The sequence below is a fragment of the Stenotrophomonas tumulicola genome, from assembly GCF_014117215.1.
Classification (GTDB): domain Bacteria; phylum Pseudomonadota; class Gammaproteobacteria; order Xanthomonadales; family Xanthomonadaceae; genus Stenotrophomonas; species Stenotrophomonas tumulicola.
Window position 1 is genome coordinate 543,031 of the sequence record NZ_JACGXS010000001.1, and the last position, 18,419, is coordinate 561,449.

Below are 18,419 nucleotides of genomic sequence, written 5' to 3' on the forward strand. Positions count from 1 at the left end.
CCATTCGGTGAACGGTACACCCCTGCGAGGCCTTGCAGAATGACCATCGAAATCCGCGAAGAACGTCCCGGCGACGTCAGCGCAATTGCCGCACTCACCGAAGCGGCGTTCCGTGATGCGCCGCATACCAGCCATACAGAGCAGTTCATCGTCGATGCGCTGCGCGATGCCGGCAAGCTGGCCCATTCGCTGGTTGCCGTCGACGACGGACAGGTCATCGGCCATGTCGCGTTGTCGCCGGTCACGTTGTCCAGCGGCGAAAGCGGCTGGCAGGGACTGGGGCCGATCTCGGTGCAGCCGGATCGGCAAGCGCAGGGTGTCGGTTCGCGGTTGATGCGGGCCGCGCTGCAGCGCCTGCGCGAATCCGGCGCGGCCGGCTGCGTGCTGCTCGGCGACCCGGCGTATTACACCCGTTTCGGCTTTGCCGCCTACCCGCAACTGGTGCTGCCCGGCGTACCTGCCGGGTATTTCATGGCGTTGTCTTTCGGTGGCGGCGTGCCGCACGCCGATGTTGCTTACGACGCAGCGTTTGAAGCAGGGCAGTGAGCACGCTTACCACGCCGGATGGACGTTACATCATCGTGCGCGGCCGGCTGTGGCGTGCCGCCAATCCCAACCTGGATGCAGCCACGCATGCCTTGCTGGTCAGGCAGCTGATGGACGCGCGGCGTGCGGTGAAGGCGGCCAACGGCGCGAAGGATGCCGGGCAGCTTGCTGCTGCCCGTGCCGCCGTGGATGTGGCGAAGACCGCGCTGGGCGAACGCGGTCCAGCCTGGTGGAGTGATGGCGCCAAGGACTTCAACCGGTACCTGGCCAGGAACAGCCCCTATGCGGAGTGGTTCGCCACGCTGCAGGCGGGGCCGGATCCTTCCGAAGACGGAACCTGACCCCGGTTGTCAGAAGCGCAACCGTGCGCCCGCATACACGCCGAACCCTTCGCCGGGCGTGGAGCGCGCCACGTCGTTCCCACCGTCGTCGTAGCCTGGCGTCACCGTCGCGGCATAGTGGCGGTCGCCGAGGTTGCGCAGTTCCAGCCATCCCTGCCAGCGGCCACTGGGCGCATCGAAGCCCAGCCGGCTGCCGAATATCACATGGCTGTCGGCGCTGAAGCTGTTGGCATAATCCACGAACATCTTCGAGGCATATTCGGTGTTCAACGCCGCATAGAAGCCTGAGCCGTGGTCGTAGCGCAGCTCGGCCTGGTAGAAGTGCTTCGGCAGGCCCGGCAGGCGGTTGTCGCCGAAGCGCTCGTCGTGGCGGTAGCGGAAGTCGCTGAAGGTATACGCCTGGCGCAACGACACCCGGCTGCTGCCGCCCTGCCACAGCGTGCTGTCCAGTCCGGCTTCCACGCCGCGATGGACGGTGGGGCTGGCGTTGTTCTCGGCAATGAACAGGTTCGGGACCGGCATGACTTCCACGCTCAACAGCTCGTGGTTGACGTGGGCGTAATAGCCGGTCAGTTCCCAGCGTCCGATGCGGGCTTCACCGCGTGCGCCCAGTTCCAGTGTCGTCGCGGTCTGGTTGTCCAGTTCGACCGGCGCGCGCTGGCGGCCGGTGGATGGGCCGTAGCCAGCACCGAAGTACTGGTTGGAGCCCCAGATCATCGACCATGGATGCGCCGGTTCCACCGAACGGCTGAGGTTGCCGAACCATTGCGTCTGCGGCGAGGCCTGCCAGGTAAAGCCCAGCCGCGGTGCGTAGTCCCAGTCGCGCTGGTTCAAGCGCTGGTCGGTCCGTGGCCATGTCACCTGCACGTCGCTGCGGGTCTGCACCACGGCGAAACCGGTCTGTACGTGCAGTGCGTCGGTGAGCGAGAGCTCGTTGCCGACGTGCAGCGTGCTGATGGTGCCCAGATGCGAGAAGTCGCGGGTATGGGTGCCGGCGGCGTAGCCGTTGCTGGCAAAGCGCAGGGTTTCGCGCACATCCGCATCCAGGCCGTGGGCGATACGCAGGCCGATCGTGGTCACGCTGTCATGGCCGAACAACGCATGCCGGCGGCGGTAGTCCAGCGTGGCGTTCAGATCGGCATAGTCCAGCTTCTGCCGGTACAGGCTCTCGTTCAAGTCCATCGGGTACTTGTGGTAAACCAGCCCGGCCTGCAACGAGGAATCCTCGTCCAGCTGCAGCGTGGTCATGTTGCCGATCCAGATGCTGCCCGGCTGTGGCCGCTTCGCATCGATGGCCAGGTTGGCCGGGTTGGCCGCGCGCGGATCATTGCGGACCTGGTCGCGGGTCAGGCGCCCGGGCGTTTCGTGGTTTGTCTCGCGGTAGCGCAGGAAGAAGCGCGTCTGCAGGTCCGGGGTGATCTGCCAGCCGATGTTGGCCATCGCACCCTTGCCGTCGCCGGAGGCGTGCTTCTGGTAACCGTCGAACTCGGTGTCGGTGTAGGCGAAGTAGTAATCCAGCGTGTCCTGTACGCCGCCATAACCGATGCTGCGCTTCTGGTAACCATGGCTGCCGGCTTCGTAGTGCAGTTCCATGCCCGGTGCGTCGCGGCCGTTGCGGCTGACGTAGTTGATCGCTCCGCCCAGCGCCAGCGCACCGCGCTCGAAGCCATTGGCGCCGCGCAGTACTTCAACGCGCGACAGCCACAGCGGCTCCAGCAGTTCGTAGGGCGTGCCGCCGGCACCGGTGAGCGGCAGGCCATCCAGCGATACCGAGATCCCCGATGCGTGGGCACCGGGCCCGCGATTGATGCCCGAACCGCGGATGGACACCTTGGTGCCTTCGTTGCCGGGCGACTGTGCACTGATGCCGGGCTGGTAGGCCAGTACGTCGGCGGTACTGCCAACGCGTCCCTGCGACACCGCGGCCAGGTCGATCACGTTGCCCGCGCCGGGAACGCGGGACAGCGCCTTGCGCGCGGCGTCGGTGGAATCGGCGGCGGTGACATCGACGCGGTCCAGGGTGGTGGGCTGGGCAGCGGTGTCGGCCAAGGCGGGCAGGGCGGTGAGCGCGGTCAGTACGGCGACGGTGAGCGCGCAGGTGCGGGGAACAGCAGATGTCATAAGCAGGGAAACCAGCAGCGGAGTGGAATCGCGGGCTGGGCTGGAAGCCTGTAAACCGCGATGAGGCGGCAAAAGTTAACAGGACGGCCGGATTCTGTCGAGCCCCTTGTCCCGTAGCGCCGAGCCGTGCTCGGCGGGCGGCGCGCCAAAGGCCGCCGAGCATGGCTCGGCGCTACAAAAAGGTGCATGGGTAGTGACGGGCCATGCCCGTCACCGGCGCGCAGCGTCGCGCAGGGAAAGCGACCCACCAAGGTAGTGACGGGCCATGCCCGTCATCGGCGCGCAGCGCCGCGCAGGGAAAGCGACCGACCATGGTAGTGACGAGCCATGCCCGTCACCGGCGCGCAGCGCCGCGGAAAACCGCCGAGCATGGCTCGGCGCTACGGTCAGCTGCCCAGGATGCCGGGCAGGTCCAGGCCTTTTTCCTTCGCGCAGTCCAGCGCGATCTCGTAGCCGGCGTCGGCATGCCGCATCACGCCGGTGGCGGGGTCGTTCCACAACACGCGACCAATCCGCTTGGCGGCCGCTTCGGTGCCATCGCAGACGATCACCATGCCGGCGTGCTGCGAAAAGCCCATGCCTACGCCGCCGCCGTGGTGCAGCGACACCCAGGTCGCGCCGCTGGCCGTGTTCAACAAGGCGTTCAACAGCGGCCAGTCGGACACGGCATCGGAACCATCGGCCATCGCTTCGGTCTCGCGGTTGGGCGATGCCACGCTGCCGCTGTCCAGGTGGTCGCGCCCGATCACCACCGGCGCCTTCAGTTCACCGTTGGCGACCATCTCGTTGAAGGCCAGTCCCAGGCGATCGCGATCGCCCAGGCCAACCCAGCAGATGCGGGCCGGCAGGCCCTGGAACTTGATCTTCTCGGCGGCCATGTCCAGCCAGCGGTGCAGGTGCGGGTTGTCCGGGATCAGTTCCTTGACCTTGGCATCGGTCTTGGCGATGTCTTCCGGGTCGCCGCTCAGCGCCGCCCAGCGGAACGGGCCGATGCCACGGCAGAACAGCGGGCGGATGTAGGCCGGCACGAAGCCCGGGAAATCGAACGCGTCCTCGACACCTTCTTCCAGCGCCATCTGCCGCAGGTTGTTGCCGTAGTCCACGGTCGGCACGCCCAGTGAGTGGAAGCCGAGCATGGCGCGGATGTGGTTGGCCATCGACGCACGCGCGGCCTTCTCCACTTCCTTGGGCGCCGACACGCGCTTTTCGTCCCATTCTTCCACCGTCCAGTCCTGCGGCAGGTAGCCGTTGACCGGGTCGTGTGCGGAGGTCTGGTCGGTCAGCAGGTCCGGCTTCACGCCGCGGATCAGCAGTTCGTCCAGCACGTCGGCGACATTGCCGAGCAGGCCGACCGACCGCGGCTTCTTCGCCGTGCAGGATTCCTCGATCAAGCGCAGCGCTTCATCCAGGTTGTCGGTCCAGGTGTCCAGGTAGCCGGTACGCAGGCGCATCTCGATGCTGCTCCTGCGGCATTCCACCGCCAGGCACGACGCGCCGGCCATCACCGCGGCCAGCGGCTGCGCGCCGCCCATGCCGCCCAGCCCACCGGTGAACAGCCACTTCCCGGCCAGGCTGCCGTTGTAGTGCTGGCGGCCCATTTCCACGAACGTCTCATACGTGCCCTGCACGATGCCCTGCGCGCCGATATAGATCCAGCTGCCGGCGGTCATCTGGCCATACATGGCCAGGCCCTTCTTATCCAGCTCGTTGAAGTGGTCCCAGTTGGCCCAGCGCGGCACCAGGTTGGAGTTGGCGATCAGCACGCGCGGCGCATCGGCATGGGTGCGGAACACGCCCACCGGTTTGCCGGACTGCACCAGCAGGGTCTGGTCGTCGTCCAGGCGCTTCAGTGTCTCCACGATGGCATCGAAGCTCTCCCAGTCGCGCGCGGCACGTCCGATGCCGCCGTACACCACCAGTTCCTGTGGGCGCTCGGCCACGTCCGGGTGCAGGTTGTTCATCAGCATGCGCAGCGGCGCTTCGGTCAGCCAGCTTTTTGCATTCAGCGTGGTGCCGGTGGGCGCGATGATGGTGCGGGACGGGTCGTTGCGGGTCATGCGGCGCTCCGGTTCGAGGCGAATTCAAGGCAGGCGTTGAGCACCTGCGCCAAGGTGCGGCGCAGCGGTGCGGCGTGGTCATCATCCAGCGGGGTGGGCCAGCTGTGCACATCCACCTGGTCGGGCGCGGGTTCGTGCATGTAGCCGCGGCAGGCCAGTTCCATCTGCAGGCTGTGCACGCCAGCGGGAACATCGCTGTAGTGGCGCGTGATCCAGCCGCCCTTGAAGCGGCCATTGCGCACGTGGCTCATGCCGCTCAGCCGGCACAGGTTTTCCACCACGTCGGCCAGGGTGTTGTCGCACGATGTGTCCACCGCGCCGGATGGACCGGCAGTACCGAGGTTGAACTGTGGCAACTGCCCGTCGAACAGGTGCGGGATCTGCGAGCGGATCGAATGCGCGTCGTAGACCACTACGGTGCCATGCCGTTCGCGAAGACGCTGGATCTGCGCCGCCAACGCCATGTGGTAAGGATCGAAATACCGGGCACGGCGACGCTCGATTTCCGCTGCATCCGGCGCCATGCCGTCGCGGTACAGCGGCTGGTTGTCGAAGCTGGTCAGTGGGCACAGGCCGGTGGTGTTCTGCCCGGGATACAGTGAAACGCCGCTGGGATCGCGATTGACATCGATCACCGAACGCGAGATCGCCGTCCGCACGGTGGTGGCGCCCAGGCCGCGCGCGAATGCGTACAGCTCATGCACCCACCAGTCCGCGTCACGCCGCGCCAGCCAGGGCGACACGAACTGATCGGCAAGGTCTTCGGGAAGGTCCGTGCCGGTGTGCGGGAAGCTGATCACCAGTGGTGCTTCGCCTTCGTGTATCTCCAGCCATCCAGGATGCAGGTTCATGCGCGGGGCTCCACGTCGGGCAGCACGTCGGCCAGTCCGGCGGCCAATGCGCCGCTGCGTACCAGGTCGGTCGCCGCCACCATGTCCGGGTGGAAGTAGCGGTCATCCTGCAGCGTCGGCACCTGCGCGCGCAGCAGTCCGCGCACCGTCTCCAGTACCTCGCTGGAGCGCAGCGGCGCGTGGAAATCGCAGCCCTGGGCAGCAGCCAGCAGTTCGATGCCGACCACGTTGGCAGCGTTCTCGGCCATCTGCAGCAGGCGGCGTGCGCCGTGCGCCGCCATCGACACGTGGTCTTCCTGGTTGGCCGAGGTGGGAATCGAATCCACGCTGGCCGGGTAGGCGCGCTGCTTGTTTTCCGAAACCAATGCGGCGGCAGTGACCTGCGGGATCATGAAGCCGGAATTGAGGCCGGGCCGCGGGGTCAGGAACGCAGGCAGGCCGGACAGTGCCGGGTCTACCAGCATCGCGGTGCGGCGTTCGCTGATCGACCCGATCTCGCAGATCGCCATGGCCAGCATGTCGGCGGCGAAAGCGACCGGTTCGGCATGGAAATTGCCGCCGCTGAGCGCTTCACCGGTATCGGTGAACACCAGCGGATTGTCGGACACGCCGTTGGCCTCGATTTCCAGCGTGGTCGCGGCCTGGCGGATGATGTCCAGCGCTGCGCCCATTACCTGTGGCTGGCAACGCAGGCAGTACGGATCCTGCACGCGCACATCATTGTCGCGGTGCGATTCGCGGATCGCTGATCCCTGCATCAGCGTGCGCAGCGCGGCCGCGGTGGCGATCTGCCCGTGTTGGCCACGGACGGCATGGATGCGTGGATCGAACGGCGTATCCGAGCCTTTGGCCGCTTCCACTGACAGCGCGCCGGTGACCAGTGCGGCCTGGAACACGATCTCGATCTCGAACAGGCCGGCCAAGGCGTAGGCGGTGGAGAACTGGGTGCCATTGAGCAGCGCTAGTCCTTCCTTGGCGCCCAGCTGCAAGGGCTGCAGCCCGGCCTGGGCCAGCGCGTCGGCCGCTGCCAGGCGCACGCCGCCCACGAATGCTTCGCCGACGCCGATCATCACGCTGGCCAGGTGCGAGAGCGGGGCCAGGTCGCCGGAAGCGCCCACCGAACCCTGCGCCGGCACCACCGGCACCACGTCCTGTTGCAGCATCGCTTCCAGCAGCTGCACGGTCTCCACGCGTACTCCGGATGCGCCCTGCGCCAGGCTGGCCAGCTTCAGCGCCATCATCAGGCGCACCACCGGTGCCGGCATCGGTTCGCCCACGCCGGCGGCATGCGACAGCACGATGTTCCGCTGCAGCGTGGCCAGGTCTTCGCGCTCGATACGCACGCTGGCCAGCTTGCCGAAGCCGGTGTTGATGCCGTACACCGGCGCACCCTTGGCGACGATGGCATCCACCGTCGCGGCGCTGGCCCGGATGGCGGGCAGCGCGGCGGCATCCAGTACGACGCGCGCGCCGCGGTACAGCTGTCGCCACTGCGCCAGCGCAACGTGGCCGGGGCGAAGAACCAGGGTATTGCTTACGTCATGTTGCATTGAAGCGCGCTCCATCAGATGGGGTCGGGCTGCCCGCGCACCACGCGCGCGTACAGCGGATTGAAGCCGATGCGATAGACCAGGTCGGCCGGGGCGTCGATGTCCCAGATCGCCAGGTCACAGTCCATGCCCACCCCCAGTTGGCCGATGCGGTCACCACGTCCCAGCGCCCGCGCTGCATTGCGGGTAAAGCCGGCGATGCATTCGTCCACGGTCAGGCGGAACAGGGTGGCGCCCATGTTCATCGCCAGCAGCGGGCTGGTGAGCGGAGAGGTGCCGGGGTTGCAGTCGGTGGCCAGCGCCAGCGGCACGCCGGCCGCACGCAGCGCCGCGATCGGCGGCAGGGTGGTATCGCGGGTGAAATAGAACGCACCGGGCAGCAGCACGGCGACCGTGCCGGCAGCGGCCATCGCCGCAATGCCGGCATCGTCGAGATGTTCGATGTGGTCGGCCGACAGCGCGCCGTGCCGTGCAGCCAGTTCGGCGCCGTGCTGGTTGCTCAGCTGTTCGGCATGGATCTTCACCGCCAGCCCGTGCGCGCGGGCCGCCTCGAACACCTGCGTGGCCTGCGCGGTGTTGAAGGCGATGTTCTCGCAGAAGATATCGACCGCTTCGGCCAGCCCTTCGGCGGCGATGGCCGGAATCATCGACTGGCAGACTTCATCGATGTACTCCTGCGCCTGCCGCCCCGGTGGCACGGCATGTGCGCCGAGGAAGGTCGGCACCACCTGCACGTCGCACTCCTGGCCCAGCTGGCGCGCCACCTGCAGCTGCTTGCGCTCGTCTTCCAGGGTCAGGCCGTAGCCGGACTTTATTTCAAGGGTGGTGACGCCTTCGCGGCGCATCGCCAGCAGGCGCGGGCGGCTTTCATGCGCCAGTCGTTCGTGGCTGGCAGCGCGGGTAGCGCTCACGGTGGCGACGATGCCGCCGCCGGCGCGGGCGATGTCGGCGTAGCTCACGCCCTGCAGGCGTTGCTCGAACTCATTGGCGCGGTTGCCGGCATACACCAGGTGCGTGTGGCAGTCGACCAGGCCCGGCGATATCCAGCGGCCGGCGCCGTCGATGCGGGTGGCTGGCTGCAGGTGCGCGGCACTGCCGGCGGTGCCGACATGTACGATACGACCGTCACGGCTGGCCAGCTCGGCATCGCGCAGGATGCCCAGGCCTTCGCCCTGCAGGGTCATCAGGTGTACGTTGGTCCAGAGGATGTCGCATTGCATGGGCGTCGGCTACACGGCGTGGCTTATATGTCTATACAATATAGGCGTCCTTTTCAGGTTGTCCAGCCATGATTGATCCGCTGTCGCCCACTGCTTTCCACGCCAGCCATGCGCTGTTGCCGCAGGGCTGGGCGCGCGATGTCCGGGTGCAGGTGGTGGATGGCCGCATCGGCGACATCACGGTCGGGCAGGCGGCGCAGGCCGGTGACAGGCCGGCGCAGGTCCTGGTGCCCGGACTGCCCAACCTGCACAGCCACGCCTTCCAGCGCGGCATGGCCGGCCTTGCCGAGATCGGTGGCGGCAACGGTGACAGTTTCTGGAGCTGGCGCGAGCTGATGTATCGCTTCCTGGCCAACCTGGTGCCCGATGCGGTGCAGGCCATCGCCGCGCAGGCATACATGGAGATGCTGGAAAGCGGCTTCACGCGCGTCGGCGAGTTCCACTACCTGCACCACGATGCCGATGGCCGTGCGTATGCCGATCCGGCGGAGATGAGTACGCGTATCGCCGCGGCCGCTGCCCAGACCGGTATCGGCCTGACCCTGCTGCCGGTGTTCTATGCCCATGCTGATTTCGGTGGGGCCGCACCGAATCCTGCGCAGCGCCGCCTCATCCACGGCGTGGACGGTTTCGCGCGCCTGCTGGAGGGCGCAGGCACCGCGCTGGCCTCGTTGCCCGATGCACGGCTGGGCATCGCACCGCACAGCCTGCGTGCGGTGACCGGCGAAGAGCTGGCCGCGCTGCTGCCGCTCACTACCGGCCCGGTGCACATCCATATCGCCGAACAGCTGCGCGAGGTGGATGCGTGCGTGGCCTGGAGCGGCCTGCGGCCGGTGCGTTGGCTGTACGAAAACGCAGCGGTGGATGCGCGCTGGTGCCTGGTGCATGCCACCCACATCGACGACGACGAACGCGCGCGCATCGTGGCCAGCCAGGCGGTGGCCGGCCTGTGTCCGATCACCGAAGCCAACCTGGGCGATGGCCTGTTCCCGATGCAGGCCTTCGCACGCGAAGGCGGGCGCTTCGGCATCGGCTCGGATTCCAACGTGCTGATCGACGCAGCCGAGGAGCTGCGGCTGCTGGAGTATGGGCAGCGCCTGGCGTTGCGTGGACGCAACGTGCTGGCCCCGGATGCCGCGCGCAGCAGCGGCCGCTTCCTGTTCGACGGCGCCGTGCAGGGCGGTGCCCAGGCACTGGGCGTGGCGGCGGGATTGCAGGCCGGTGCCAGCGCGGATCTGCTGGAACTGGATGCTGCCCACCCGGCCATGATCGGCCGCGAAGGGGACGCATGGCTTGACAGCTGGGTGTTCGCCGCACGTAATGGCGCGCTGCGCGCCGTCTGGCGCCACGGCCGCCAATGCGTAGCGGATGGCCGTCACCTGCAGCGCGATGCAATCAACGCACGTTTTGCCCAGGCCCTGCACGGCGTGCTGGGCTGATCTCTTTACTACTACCCGGAATTCCAGTGAAGGCAAGCAAGTCCGCCACGCTCAACCAGCGCATCCGCAGTGAACTGGAAAGCCGCATCCTCAGTGGTGAGTGGGCGCCGGGGTTCCGTATCCCGTACGAGCACGAGCTGATGGAGCAGTACGCCTGTTCGCGGATGACGGTGAACAAGGTGCTGACCGCGCTGGCCGAAAGCGGGATGATCGAACGCCGCCGCCGTGCCGGTTCGTTCGTTGCCCGGCAGTCGCCGCACCTGGAACTGGTGGCGCTGGAGATCCCGGACATCGCCGTGCAGGTCAGCGCGATGGGACATGCCTACGGGTATCGGTTGCTGCAGCGTGCACTGCGCAGCGCACGTGCCGATGATGCAGGCGAACAGGAACTGGCCGGTGATTCCCAACTGCTGGCGATGGACTGCCTGCACCTGGCCGATGCGCGCCCGCTGGCGCTGGAGCATCGGTTGATCAGCCCGGCTGGCGTGCCGGAAGTGCTGGAAGTGGATTTCAATACCACCGCGCCGGGCAGCTGGCTGCTGCAGAACGTGTCCTGGACGCGTGCCCAGCACCGCATCAGCGCCTGGGGAGCCGACGCGACAACGGCCCGGCTGCTGGACGTCAAGGTCGGCACCGCCTGCCTGGTGATCGAGCGCCATACCTGGCGTGGCGAACAGGCCATCACCCGGGTGCGGCAGATATTCCTGGGCGATGCCTGGGACCTGGTGGCACGCTTCGCCCCTGGCCGATAGCGCCGGGCCATCCTGTAGCGCCGAGCCATGCCCGGCGGCTCCCCCGATCCAACCGCGAACTACAACGTCGCGCACTGCCGCCAACGTACCGGCTCATCCACGCCTGGCCGCGCATTGAGCTGGACGCGCACGGTGCGCAGCGCTGGATAAGCGGTGACCACTTCGCAGATATCCGGCCACAGCGAGTCGATCTCGCCGGTACGGTCCACCGCCAGTGTCTGCCGTGTCTGCCAGATGCCGCTGGCCACGCCGGGAATCCGGCCCAGTGCGCGGGACACTTCCTGCTGGTAACGCTCCAGCGTTGCCGCGTCCGGATCGGCCTGCTGCGAACCGGCCACGTTCGCTGGCGTCGGCACGGTTTCACCCGCGCGTTCGGGCGCAGGTGCAACTGGTGCCGCCGTGGCCACCGCCACGACGACAGCGGGTTGCGGTTCGGCCACCTGCGCCGTCTGGTACCCCATGCCGGCCAGCAGGCCGAGCGTGCACGAGGCCAGCGCGGCGACCACGATGCGCTGCCGTGCGTGGCGGCGCGCGGCCGAATGCACGCGCGATTCGATGTCGCCGGGCAGGTAGGGCGACAGCATCGGCCACAGGCGCCGGCCATCCAGCACTTCCACCGCCTGCTTGCCGGCGACCACCAGGCCCTCGGCATCCACCCGTCCTTCGGTGATCAGGATGCCGCCATGCGCACCGGACAGGCGCGCCGCCGCACCCAGTTCGTTGATGGCGGCCGTGCCGATGCGGTATGCCAGCCCATGCTTGCAGGACACCAGCCACTGCCCGGCGTCGTTGCCCATCGGGAAATCACTGCACGACGCGCGGCTGTCCTCGTCGCTGTGCTGCTGCTCCTGCAGGCCGCGCTGTTCGTGCAGGGCACGCTTGACCAGTTCGGAAAACTCGCGCCAATGCATGCTGGCCAAGGCCTGCAGGCCCAGCGTCATCTGCTTGCGGCGGCGTGTCACCAGCCACAGGTACGCGGTGGCAAGCAGAAAACAGGCGAGGGCCAACAACAAAGCCAGGATCCAGGAAAACATGCAGACGGCAGCGCAGGGTACGGGAAGGGCGCACAGTGTAATGGCGCGGCATGGCGCGTGGCGCGGGCCTCGACGGCGGCGCAATGGCCGGCGATCGCGCACGAAAAACCCGCCAGTACCAAAAAGCCGTGAGGGGAGGGACAAACGGCGGGTGACTGGCGGGTTGAATTGATTCTGGCCCAGCCGCTGCTGCAATGCAACAACGGGAGCCAGCGGTCGCTCAGCGACAGGTCAGGGCACGCTGCCGGGCGACTGGTGGCTGCCCGGGGTGGGGTCGCCACTGGCCGGACTGCTGCCGCGGCTTTCCAGCCGGTTCAGGCGCGTGGTCAACGCATCGATGCGGGCATTCAACGCGCTTACATCTTCCGCGCTGGGTACATGCAGGCGCTTGAGCACGCCATGTACCCGGTCCTCGAACGCCTTTTCGACCTTGTCCCAGGTGCCGGAGGCTTTCTCACGGGCCTGGCCCAACTGCTCTTCCACGTTGTCGCGCCAGCCGGGGCCATTCTCCTCGGCCTTCTCGCGACGCCGGTTCTCGAAGGCCTCGCCTTCCTTCACCAGCCCATCGAAGAACCGGTTGCCCTCTGCCTGTGCACGGCCCAGCGCGCCCAGCCCGGCCAGCCAGACCTGCTGCGCCGAATCGCTGAGGCGACGGGAAACACGTTCGGCCTGTTCCTGGAAGGAGGCCTTGTCCTGCGCGTCGTTGCCGGGGTCGTGCTCGTCGTACTGGTTCATGGGGGTCTCCTGCATGGGCGGATGCAGGGGCCAGACTAACGCCGTCGGCGCGGATTTGGCGTGATGGCGGTGCAGGGGACCGCCAGCAGGTTCAGCCCAGCTTTTCCTTCAGCACGCGCTGGATCTCGCTCTCCACCATGCCCTTCATCGCCGACAGCAGGAAGCCCAGCTTGGCGGTCACGCGCACCGCGCCGGGCTGCAGTTCGATCGCCCCGTCCACGCCGCTGCCGGAGAAATCCAGCACATCGCCACGCCAGTTCGACTGCAGGCCGAAGCGCTCGGACAGCTTGGCCGCCACCTCCTCGATCGCCTTGCGTGCTTCCGGGGCGGCCAGGGCGTGGGCGTGCTGTACATCGATGCTGGACATGGGGATTCCTTGCGGGTGGAAACGGACTTGGGGCGTGCATTGTGCGCATCGCGACGGTAAACGCCAACACTGGCGGTTCTTCTGCGATCGTCGGCCACCTGCTAGTCTGCGCCGCATGCCTAAACTGCTCGTCCATTTCAGCCAACACGCACAGCCCGACCAACCCCTGGCGCCCGGCGTGCAGAAGATCGTGCGCCAGGCCAACGGCAGCATCCGCCTGGTCGAAGCCAGCCAGGGCAGCCTGCTGCTGGCCCAGCTGAGCCTGGATGATCGCGGCCTGTGGCTGCAGGTCGCCACCGGCGTGCGCGGGGTACACGTCAACGGCCGGCCCATCCGTCGGATGGCACTGTTGCGTGCCGGCGATGCGGTCTACGTCGATGGCGTGGAAATGCTGATCCAGGGCGAGGTGGACAGCCCGGTGCTGCCGCCGTCGGCGCAGGCGGCGGTGAATGATGACGAGCCGCGGCTGCTGCGCGGTGTCGGCGGCCCGCACCATGGCCGCAGTTTCACCCTGGACCGGCCCCGTGTGGTGGGTCGGGGCAGCGACGCGGACATCGAAATCGACGAGCCGGCGCTGGCCGAACAGCACGCGCGCATCGAACTGCATGGCGAGCGGGTGCTGCTGCGCGACCTCGGCCACGGCGAAGGCAGCCGGGTCAACGGCGTGGCGGTGCGGCACTGCTGGCTGCAGGGCGGCGACCAGGTCGTGTTCGATGGCCAGCACCGTTTCGTGCTGGAACTGGCCAACGACCCGCAGCAGCGTCCCGCCCCGCGCGAGGAATTCGTCTTCAACGACACCGACGCCGAGCCGGCCGAGTTGGCGCCGCGCGGTGTGCGGCGCTGGCCATGGCTGCTGGCCAGCGCGCTGCTGCTGGCTGGCGTGCTCAGCCTGCTGCTGTGGTTCGGCGCGCGCTGACCTGGTAGCGCCGGGCCATGCCCGGCGGCACCCAATGGATACCAATGCAACCAAATTTCCCTTGGACGGCGCGGCCTAAAGGCTGGTGCGCTGCGGCATACTAGGGGTCTTGCCCCACAGGTGTGACATGACGCGCGCGTTCAACTTCAGTGCCGGCCCTGCAGCGTTGCCGGAAGTGGTCCTGCGCCAGGCGCAGGAAGAGATGCTGGAATGGCATGGTGCTGGCGCCTCCATCGTGGAGATGAGCCACCGCGGCCCGGAATTCATGGCCGTTGCGGCCGAAGCCGAAGCCGACCTGCGCCAGCTGCTGGACATCCCCGACGACTATGCGGTGCTGTTCCTGCCCGGTGGTGCCACCACCCAGCAGGCACTGATCCCGATGAACTTCGCCAGCGCCGGCCAGCGTGCCGACTACGTGCTCACCGGCCACTGGGGAAAGACCGCCGTCAAGCAGGCCACGCCATATGTGTCGGTCAACGTGGCCGCCAGCAGCGAGGCCGAAGCCTTTCGTGATCTGCCCGACCGCGCCGGCTGGCAGCTCTCGCCCGATGCCGCCTACGTGCACATCACCGCCAATGAAACCATCCATGGCGTGGAGTTCCGCGATATCCCCGACACCGGCGGAGTGCCGCTGGTGGCCGATTTCAGTTCGTCCATCGCCAGTGAACCGCTGGACGTGCGCCGCTATGGGGTGATCTACGCCGGCGCGCAGAAGAACCTCGGACCGGTGGGCATCGCAGTGGTGATCATCCGTCGTGACCTGCTGCAACGCGATGGCCAGCCGCGCGCGGATATCTTCGATTACCGCTCGCACGCCGCGCGCGATTCCATGCTCAACACCCCGCCAACGTGGAACTGGTACCTGGCCGGGCTGGTGTTCAAGTGGATGCTGGCCGAAGGCGGCGTGGTCGAGTTCGCCAGACGCAATGCCGCCAAGGCAGCGCTGGTGTATGCCGCCATCGACGCATCCGGTGGCTTCTACCGCAACGAGGTCGCGCCCTCGGCACGCTCGCGGATGAACATTCCGTTCTTCCTGCCCAGTGCCGAGCTGGATGCGCGGTTCGTCGCCGAGGCCAAGGCGGCCGGCCTGCTGGCGCTGAAAGGGCACAAGGCCGTCGGTGGCATCCGTGCCTCGCTGTACAACGCCATGCCCGTGGCCGGCGCCGAAGCGCTGGTTGCCTTCATGGCTGATTTCCAGCAGCGTCACGGCTGAGTCTTCTCCCGGCGTGCGGTCTGCGCACGCCCTGCACCAAGGAATATCGATGGCAAGCAAACCTGCCAAGCCGGCCAGCAAGAAGGCCGCAGCCGCAACCGGGAAATCGAAGGCATCCAAGGCCGAGGTGGCGGCCAGTGCGCCGCCGGTACTGGCCGATGTGCGTGCCAAGATCGACCAGATCGACCGTGACATCCAGTCGCTGATCGCCGAGCGTGCGCGCTTCGCCCACCAGGTCGGCAAGGCCAAGGGCAAGCTGGCCGCGGCCGTGGACTATTACCGCCCGGAACGCGAAGCGCAGGTGCTGCGCATGGTGGTGGACCGCAACGAAGGCCCGCTCAGCGACGAGCTGCTGGTGCATGTCTACCGCGAAATCATGTCTGCCTGCCTGGCCCAGCAGGAGCCGCTGAAGATCGGCTACCTGGGCCCGGAAGGCACCTTCAGCCAGCAGGCGGTGCTCAAGCATTTCGGCCGCTCGGCGCTGGGCCTGCCGATGGCCAGCATCGAAGAAGTGTTCCAGGAAGTGGAAGCGGGCAACGCCGATTTCGGCGTCGTGCCGGTGGAGAATTCTGGGCAGGGCACCATCCAGATCACCCTGGACATGTTCCTCACCTCCAACCTGAAGATCTGCGGCGAAGCCGAACTGCGCGTGCAGCAGTACCTGATGTCGCGCAGCGGACGCCTGCAGGATATCGAACGTGTCTACGCGCATCCGCAGTCCTTCATGCAGACCTCGGCGTGGCTGCGCGCCAACCTGCCCAAGGCCGAGAAGATCCCGGTGGCCAGCAATGCCGAAGGCGCGCGGCGGGCCCGCAACGCCGACGACGCGGCGGCCATCGGCGGCGAGAGCGCCGGGCACGTGTATGGGCTGAAGAAGGTGGTCACCAAGCCGATCCAGAACGATGCCGACAACACCACCCGTTTCCTGGTGGTAGGCCGCAGCATCTTCCCGACTTCCGGCCACGACCGCACCTCGGTGCTGGTGTTCATCCATGACAAGCCCGGTGCGCTGTTTGACGTGCTCAGCCCGTTTGCCCGCCATGGCATCAGCATGAACCGCATCGAGTCGCGGCCATCGCACCACGGCAAGTGGGAGTACGGTTTCTTCATCGACCTGGCTGGCCATGTCGACGATGCACCGATGCAGGCCGCGCTGGCCGAACTGGAAGCGCATGCCGCGCAGATCAAGGTGCTGGGCTCCTATCCGGTGGCCGTGCCCTGAACCGCCCGGCGAGGGCCTGGCCCTCGCACTTTGTTCCATCGCCGCCCATGCGGCGCAGACGGAAGCAGCAGACGATGAGCAACGCGCAGTACTGGATCGCCCGCAAGGGCCAGCCCCTGCAGGGCAGCCTGGTCATTCCCGGCGACAAATCGGTGTCCCATCGCGCGGTGATGTTCGCCGCGCTGGCTGATGGCACCTCCACCATCGAAGGCTTCCTTGAAGGCGAAGACACACGCGCCACCGCGCGCATCTTCAGCCAGCTCGGCGTGCGCATCGAAACCCCCAGCGCCTCCCGGCGCATCGTCCACGGCGTCGGCATCGACGGCCTGCAGGCGCCCACCGCGCCGCTGGATTGCGGCAACGCCGGCACCGGCATGCGCCTGCTCTCCGGCCTGCTGGCCGGCCAGCGCTTCGACTGCACCTTGGTCGGCGATGAATCGCTGTCCGGCCGCCCGATGCGCCGCGTCACCGGCCCGCTGGCGCTGATGGGCGCACGTATCGACACCGAAGACGACGGCACGCCGCCACTGCACGTGCACGGCGGGCAGCCGCTGAGGGGCATCGAATTCGCATCACCCGTGGCCAGCGCCCAGGTGAAATCGGCCGTGCTGCTGGCCGCCCTTTACGCCGAAGGCGAAACCTCGGTGGTCGAACCGCACCCCACGCGCGATTACACCGAGCGCATGCTCGCCGCGTTCGGGGTGGACATCGAATACGCCCCCGGCAAGGCGCGCCTGCGTGGCGGCCAGCGCCTGCGTGCCACCGACATCGTGGTGCCGGCGGACTTTTCCTCCGCGGCGTTCTTCCTGGTGGCGGCCAGCATCATCCCCGGTTCCGAACTGCGCCTGTGCCAGGTGGGGCTCAACCCGCGCCGCACCGGCCTGTTGCACGCGCTGCGGTTGATGGGTGCGGACATCCGCGAAGAGAACCCGGCAGAGCAGGGCGGCGAACCGGTGGCGGACCTGGTGGTGCGGTATGCACCGCTGAAGGGCGCACGGATTCCCGAAGCGCTGGTGCCGGACATGATCGATGAATTCCCGGCGCTGTTCGTGGCCGCCGCAGCGGCGCAGGGACAGACCGTGGTGACCGGCGCGGCCGAACTGCGGGTCAAGGAATCGGACCGCCTGGCTGCCATGGCCACCGGCCTGCGCGCACTGGGCATGCAGGTGGATGAAACCGAAGACGGCGCCACGCTGCATGGCGGCGCCGTGCTGGGCAGCGGCACCATCGAAAGCCACGGCGACCATCGCATCGCCATGGCGTTTGCCATCGCCGGCCAGATCAGCGGCGGCGAAGTGCGCATCAACGACGTGGACAACGTAGCCACCTCGTTCCCTGGCTTCGATGCCCTGGCCGGCGGCGCCGGCTTCAGCCTGTCCACCGGCTGATAAAAAAGAATGCCGGCCACTGGCCGGCATTCCACTCGCCCACTGATGCAGCTAACTCAGCGTCCGGTAGTCTGGAAATCCACCGGCACGTTGACCACGCTGGCCACTGCCCGGCCGTTCTGCATCGCGGGCTCGAACTTCCAGCCACGTACGGTGGTCAGCACCGCACGGTCCAGGTCGCGATCACGCTGGCCACTGCGCGAGACGATGCTGGCCTCGGTGACCTGGCCGTTGGGGGCAACCTGCAGGCGTGCCACCACGCTGCCCTGCACGCCGTTACGCAGCGCGCTGACCGGATAGTCAGGCTTGGCATTGCTGGCCAGCGGACGTGCCTCACGGTTGCGTACCACCGGAGCCGTACGCTTCTGGGTGGTGGTTGCCGACGGCGCGGTGCGCGGCGTCGTGGCAGGCGTGGTCGCCACTGGCGTATCGGTAGCCGGCAGGCTGCGCTCGCCGATCGGCGCCGGCGCCACTTCCTCGTTGGACATGCGCAGCCACATCAGCGCGGCGGCGAACATTGCCACGATCAGCGCCACCCACAACCAAGGCGACGGACGGCGGCGTTCCTGGACCAGGTCGGCGTCCCCCTGATGTTCGGGCGATGCCGGCACTTCGGAAGCATGGGTAACATTCATGTCTGATCTCCTGCACAGTCGTTTCCGACGAC

17 protein-coding genes are annotated in these 18,419 nt (G+C 67.5%); 8 read left to right on the top strand and 9 right to left on the bottom strand.

The genetic code is table 11. The features are described from left to right. The first annotated feature begins 39 nt into the window (after positions 1–39). Together H4O11_RS02570 and H4O11_RS02575 are read left to right on the top strand one after the other, a co-directional pair. The gene (locus H4O11_RS02570) at positions 40–546 is read left to right on the top strand and encodes a GNAT family N-acetyltransferase (protein ID WP_182337860.1); all 507 of its coding nucleotides are present in this window, start codon (positions 40–42) and stop codon (positions 544–546) included. Further along, on the top strand, positions 543–887 hold the full coding sequence (locus tag H4O11_RS02575) for a hypothetical protein (protein WP_182337861.1): 345 nt from the start codon (positions 543–545) through the stop codon (positions 885–887). Before H4O11_RS02570 ends, H4O11_RS02575 begins: the two co-directional genes overlap by 4 nt. Positions 888–896: 9 nt before the next feature. Here the strand turns inward: H4O11_RS02575 and H4O11_RS02580 are convergent, their stop codons facing one another. The 5 genes from H4O11_RS02580 to hutI all read right to left on the bottom strand — a co-directional run bounded on the left by H4O11_RS02580 (position 897) and on the right by hutI (position 8,686). Then, positions 897–3,008, bottom strand: coding sequence for a TonB-dependent receptor family protein (locus tag H4O11_RS02580; RefSeq protein WP_182337862.1), 2,112 nt, complete (start codon positions 3,006–3,008; stop codon positions 897–899). 386 nt (positions 3,009–3,394) lie between these two features. After that, a complete protein-coding gene (gene hutU, locus H4O11_RS02585) occupies positions 3,395–5,065 on the bottom strand; it encodes a urocanate hydratase (RefSeq protein WP_182337863.1) in 1,671 nt (556 codons plus the stop codon). Then, positions 5,062–5,916 (bottom strand): N-formylglutamate deformylase, encoded by an 855-nt coding sequence (gene hutG, locus H4O11_RS02590; RefSeq protein ID WP_182337864.1) that lies wholly within the window; start codon positions 5,914–5,916, stop codon positions 5,062–5,064. The genes hutU and hutG overlap by 4 nt, the downstream gene beginning before the upstream one ends. Beyond that, a complete protein-coding gene (gene hutH, locus H4O11_RS02595; protein WP_182337865.1) occupies positions 5,913–7,466 on the bottom strand; it encodes a histidine ammonia-lyase in 1,554 nt (517 codons plus the stop codon). Before hutH ends, hutG begins: the two co-directional genes overlap by 4 nt. Before the next feature lie 14 nt (positions 7,467–7,480). Further along, positions 7,481–8,686: an imidazolonepropionase gene (gene hutI, locus H4O11_RS02600; RefSeq protein ID WP_182337866.1), complete on the bottom strand. Its 1,206-nt coding sequence runs from the start codon at positions 8,684–8,686 to the stop codon at positions 7,481–7,483. 68 nt (positions 8,687–8,754) lie between these two features. On the opposite strand from hutI, the gene H4O11_RS02605 reads away from it, so the two are divergent. Further along, positions 8,755–10,125 (top strand): formimidoylglutamate deiminase, encoded by a 1,371-nt coding sequence (locus H4O11_RS02605; RefSeq protein ID WP_182337867.1) that lies wholly within the window; start codon positions 8,755–8,757, stop codon positions 10,123–10,125. A 26-nt stretch (positions 10,126–10,151) separates the two neighbouring features. Then, positions 10,152–10,877: a histidine utilization transcriptional repressor HutC gene (gene hutC / locus H4O11_RS02610; RefSeq protein ID WP_182337868.1), complete on the top strand. Its 726-nt coding sequence runs from the start codon at positions 10,152–10,154 to the stop codon at positions 10,875–10,877. A gap of 59 nt (positions 10,878–10,936) precedes the next feature. Here hutC and H4O11_RS02615 read toward each other — a convergent pair whose 3' ends face one another. From H4O11_RS02615 to H4O11_RS02625, 3 genes are all read right to left on the bottom strand, one after another. Beyond that, on the bottom strand, positions 10,937–11,911 hold the full coding sequence (locus tag H4O11_RS02615; protein WP_182337869.1) for a restriction endonuclease: 975 nt from the start codon (positions 11,909–11,911) through the stop codon (positions 10,937–10,939). 231 nt (positions 11,912–12,142) lie between these two features. Then, entirely contained in the window at positions 12,143–12,646 is a 504-nt protein-coding gene (locus tag H4O11_RS02620; RefSeq protein ID WP_182337870.1) for a phasin family protein, read from the bottom strand. A gap of 91 nt (positions 12,647–12,737) precedes the next feature. Next, positions 12,738–13,013 carry a polyhydroxyalkanoic acid system family protein gene (locus H4O11_RS02625; RefSeq protein WP_182337871.1) on the bottom strand — a complete coding sequence of 92 codons (276 nt, stop codon included), beginning with the start codon at positions 13,011–13,013 and terminating at the stop codon, positions 12,738–12,740. A gap of 115 nt (positions 13,014–13,128) precedes the next feature. On the opposite strand from H4O11_RS02625, the gene H4O11_RS02630 reads away from it, so the two are divergent. From H4O11_RS02630 to aroA, 4 genes are all read left to right on the top strand, one after another. Beyond that, positions 13,129–13,929, top strand: coding sequence for an FHA domain-containing protein (locus H4O11_RS02630; protein ID WP_182337872.1), 801 nt, complete (start codon positions 13,129–13,131; stop codon positions 13,927–13,929). A 127-nt stretch (positions 13,930–14,056) separates the two neighbouring features. After that, positions 14,057–15,142: a 3-phosphoserine/phosphohydroxythreonine transaminase gene (gene serC / locus H4O11_RS02635; protein ID WP_182337873.1), complete on the top strand. Its 1,086-nt coding sequence runs from the start codon at positions 14,057–14,059 to the stop codon at positions 15,140–15,142. A gap of 49 nt (positions 15,143–15,191) precedes the next feature. Further along, positions 15,192–16,364 carry a prephenate dehydratase gene (gene pheA, locus H4O11_RS02640; RefSeq protein WP_182337874.1) on the top strand — a complete coding sequence of 391 codons (1,173 nt, stop codon included), beginning with the start codon at positions 15,192–15,194 and terminating at the stop codon, positions 16,362–16,364. Between the two features lie 74 nt (positions 16,365–16,438). Next, on the top strand, positions 16,439–17,752 hold the full coding sequence (gene aroA / locus H4O11_RS02645) for a 3-phosphoshikimate 1-carboxyvinyltransferase (protein WP_182337875.1): 1,314 nt from the start codon (positions 16,439–16,441) through the stop codon (positions 17,750–17,752). Positions 17,753–17,808: 56 nt separating this feature from the next. On the opposite strand, the gene H4O11_RS02650 is transcribed toward aroA, so the two are convergent. Further along, positions 17,809–18,387: an energy transducer TonB gene (locus H4O11_RS02650; protein WP_182337876.1), complete on the bottom strand. Its 579-nt coding sequence runs from the start codon at positions 18,385–18,387 to the stop codon at positions 17,809–17,811. Positions 18,388–18,419: the final 32 nt, after the last annotated feature.

Coding starts and splice junctions, on each gene's coding strand:
- H4O11_RS02570 (WP_182337860.1), top strand. CDS start 40: ATGACCATCGAAATCCGCGAAGAACGTCCCGGCGACGTCAGCGCAATT.
- H4O11_RS02580 (WP_182337862.1), bottom strand. CDS start 3,008: ATGACATCTGCTGTTCCCCGCACCTGCGCGCTCACCGTCGCCGTACTG.
- hutU (WP_182337863.1), bottom strand. CDS start 5,065: ATGACCCGCAACGACCCGTCCCGCACCATCATCGCGCCCACCGGCACC.
- hutG (WP_182337864.1), bottom strand. CDS start 5,916: ATGAACCTGCATCCTGGATGGCTGGAGATACACGAAGGCGAAGCACCA.
- hutH (WP_182337865.1), bottom strand. CDS start 7,466: ATGCAACATGACGTAAGCAATACCCTGGTTCTTCGCCCCGGCCACGTT.
- hutI (WP_182337866.1), bottom strand. CDS start 8,686: ATGCAATGCGACATCCTCTGGACCAACGTACACCTGATGACCCTGCAG.
- H4O11_RS02605 (WP_182337867.1), top strand. CDS start 8,755: ATGATTGATCCGCTGTCGCCCACTGCTTTCCACGCCAGCCATGCGCTG.
- H4O11_RS02615 (WP_182337869.1), bottom strand. CDS start 11,911: ATGTTTTCCTGGATCCTGGCTTTGTTGTTGGCCCTCGCCTGTTTTCTG.
- H4O11_RS02620 (WP_182337870.1), bottom strand. CDS start 12,646: ATGAACCAGTACGACGAGCACGACCCCGGCAACGACGCGCAGGACAAG.
- H4O11_RS02625 (WP_182337871.1), bottom strand. CDS start 13,013: ATGTCCAGCATCGATGTACAGCACGCCCACGCCCTGGCCGCCCCGGAA.
- H4O11_RS02630 (WP_182337872.1), top strand. CDS start 13,129: ATGCCTAAACTGCTCGTCCATTTCAGCCAACACGCACAGCCCGACCAA.
- serC (WP_182337873.1), top strand. CDS start 14,057: ATGACGCGCGCGTTCAACTTCAGTGCCGGCCCTGCAGCGTTGCCGGAA.
- pheA (WP_182337874.1), top strand. CDS start 15,192: ATGGCAAGCAAACCTGCCAAGCCGGCCAGCAAGAAGGCCGCAGCCGCA.
- aroA (WP_182337875.1), top strand. CDS start 16,439: ATGAGCAACGCGCAGTACTGGATCGCCCGCAAGGGCCAGCCCCTGCAG.
- H4O11_RS02650 (WP_182337876.1), bottom strand. CDS start 18,387: ATGAATGTTACCCATGCTTCCGAAGTGCCGGCATCGCCCGAACATCAG.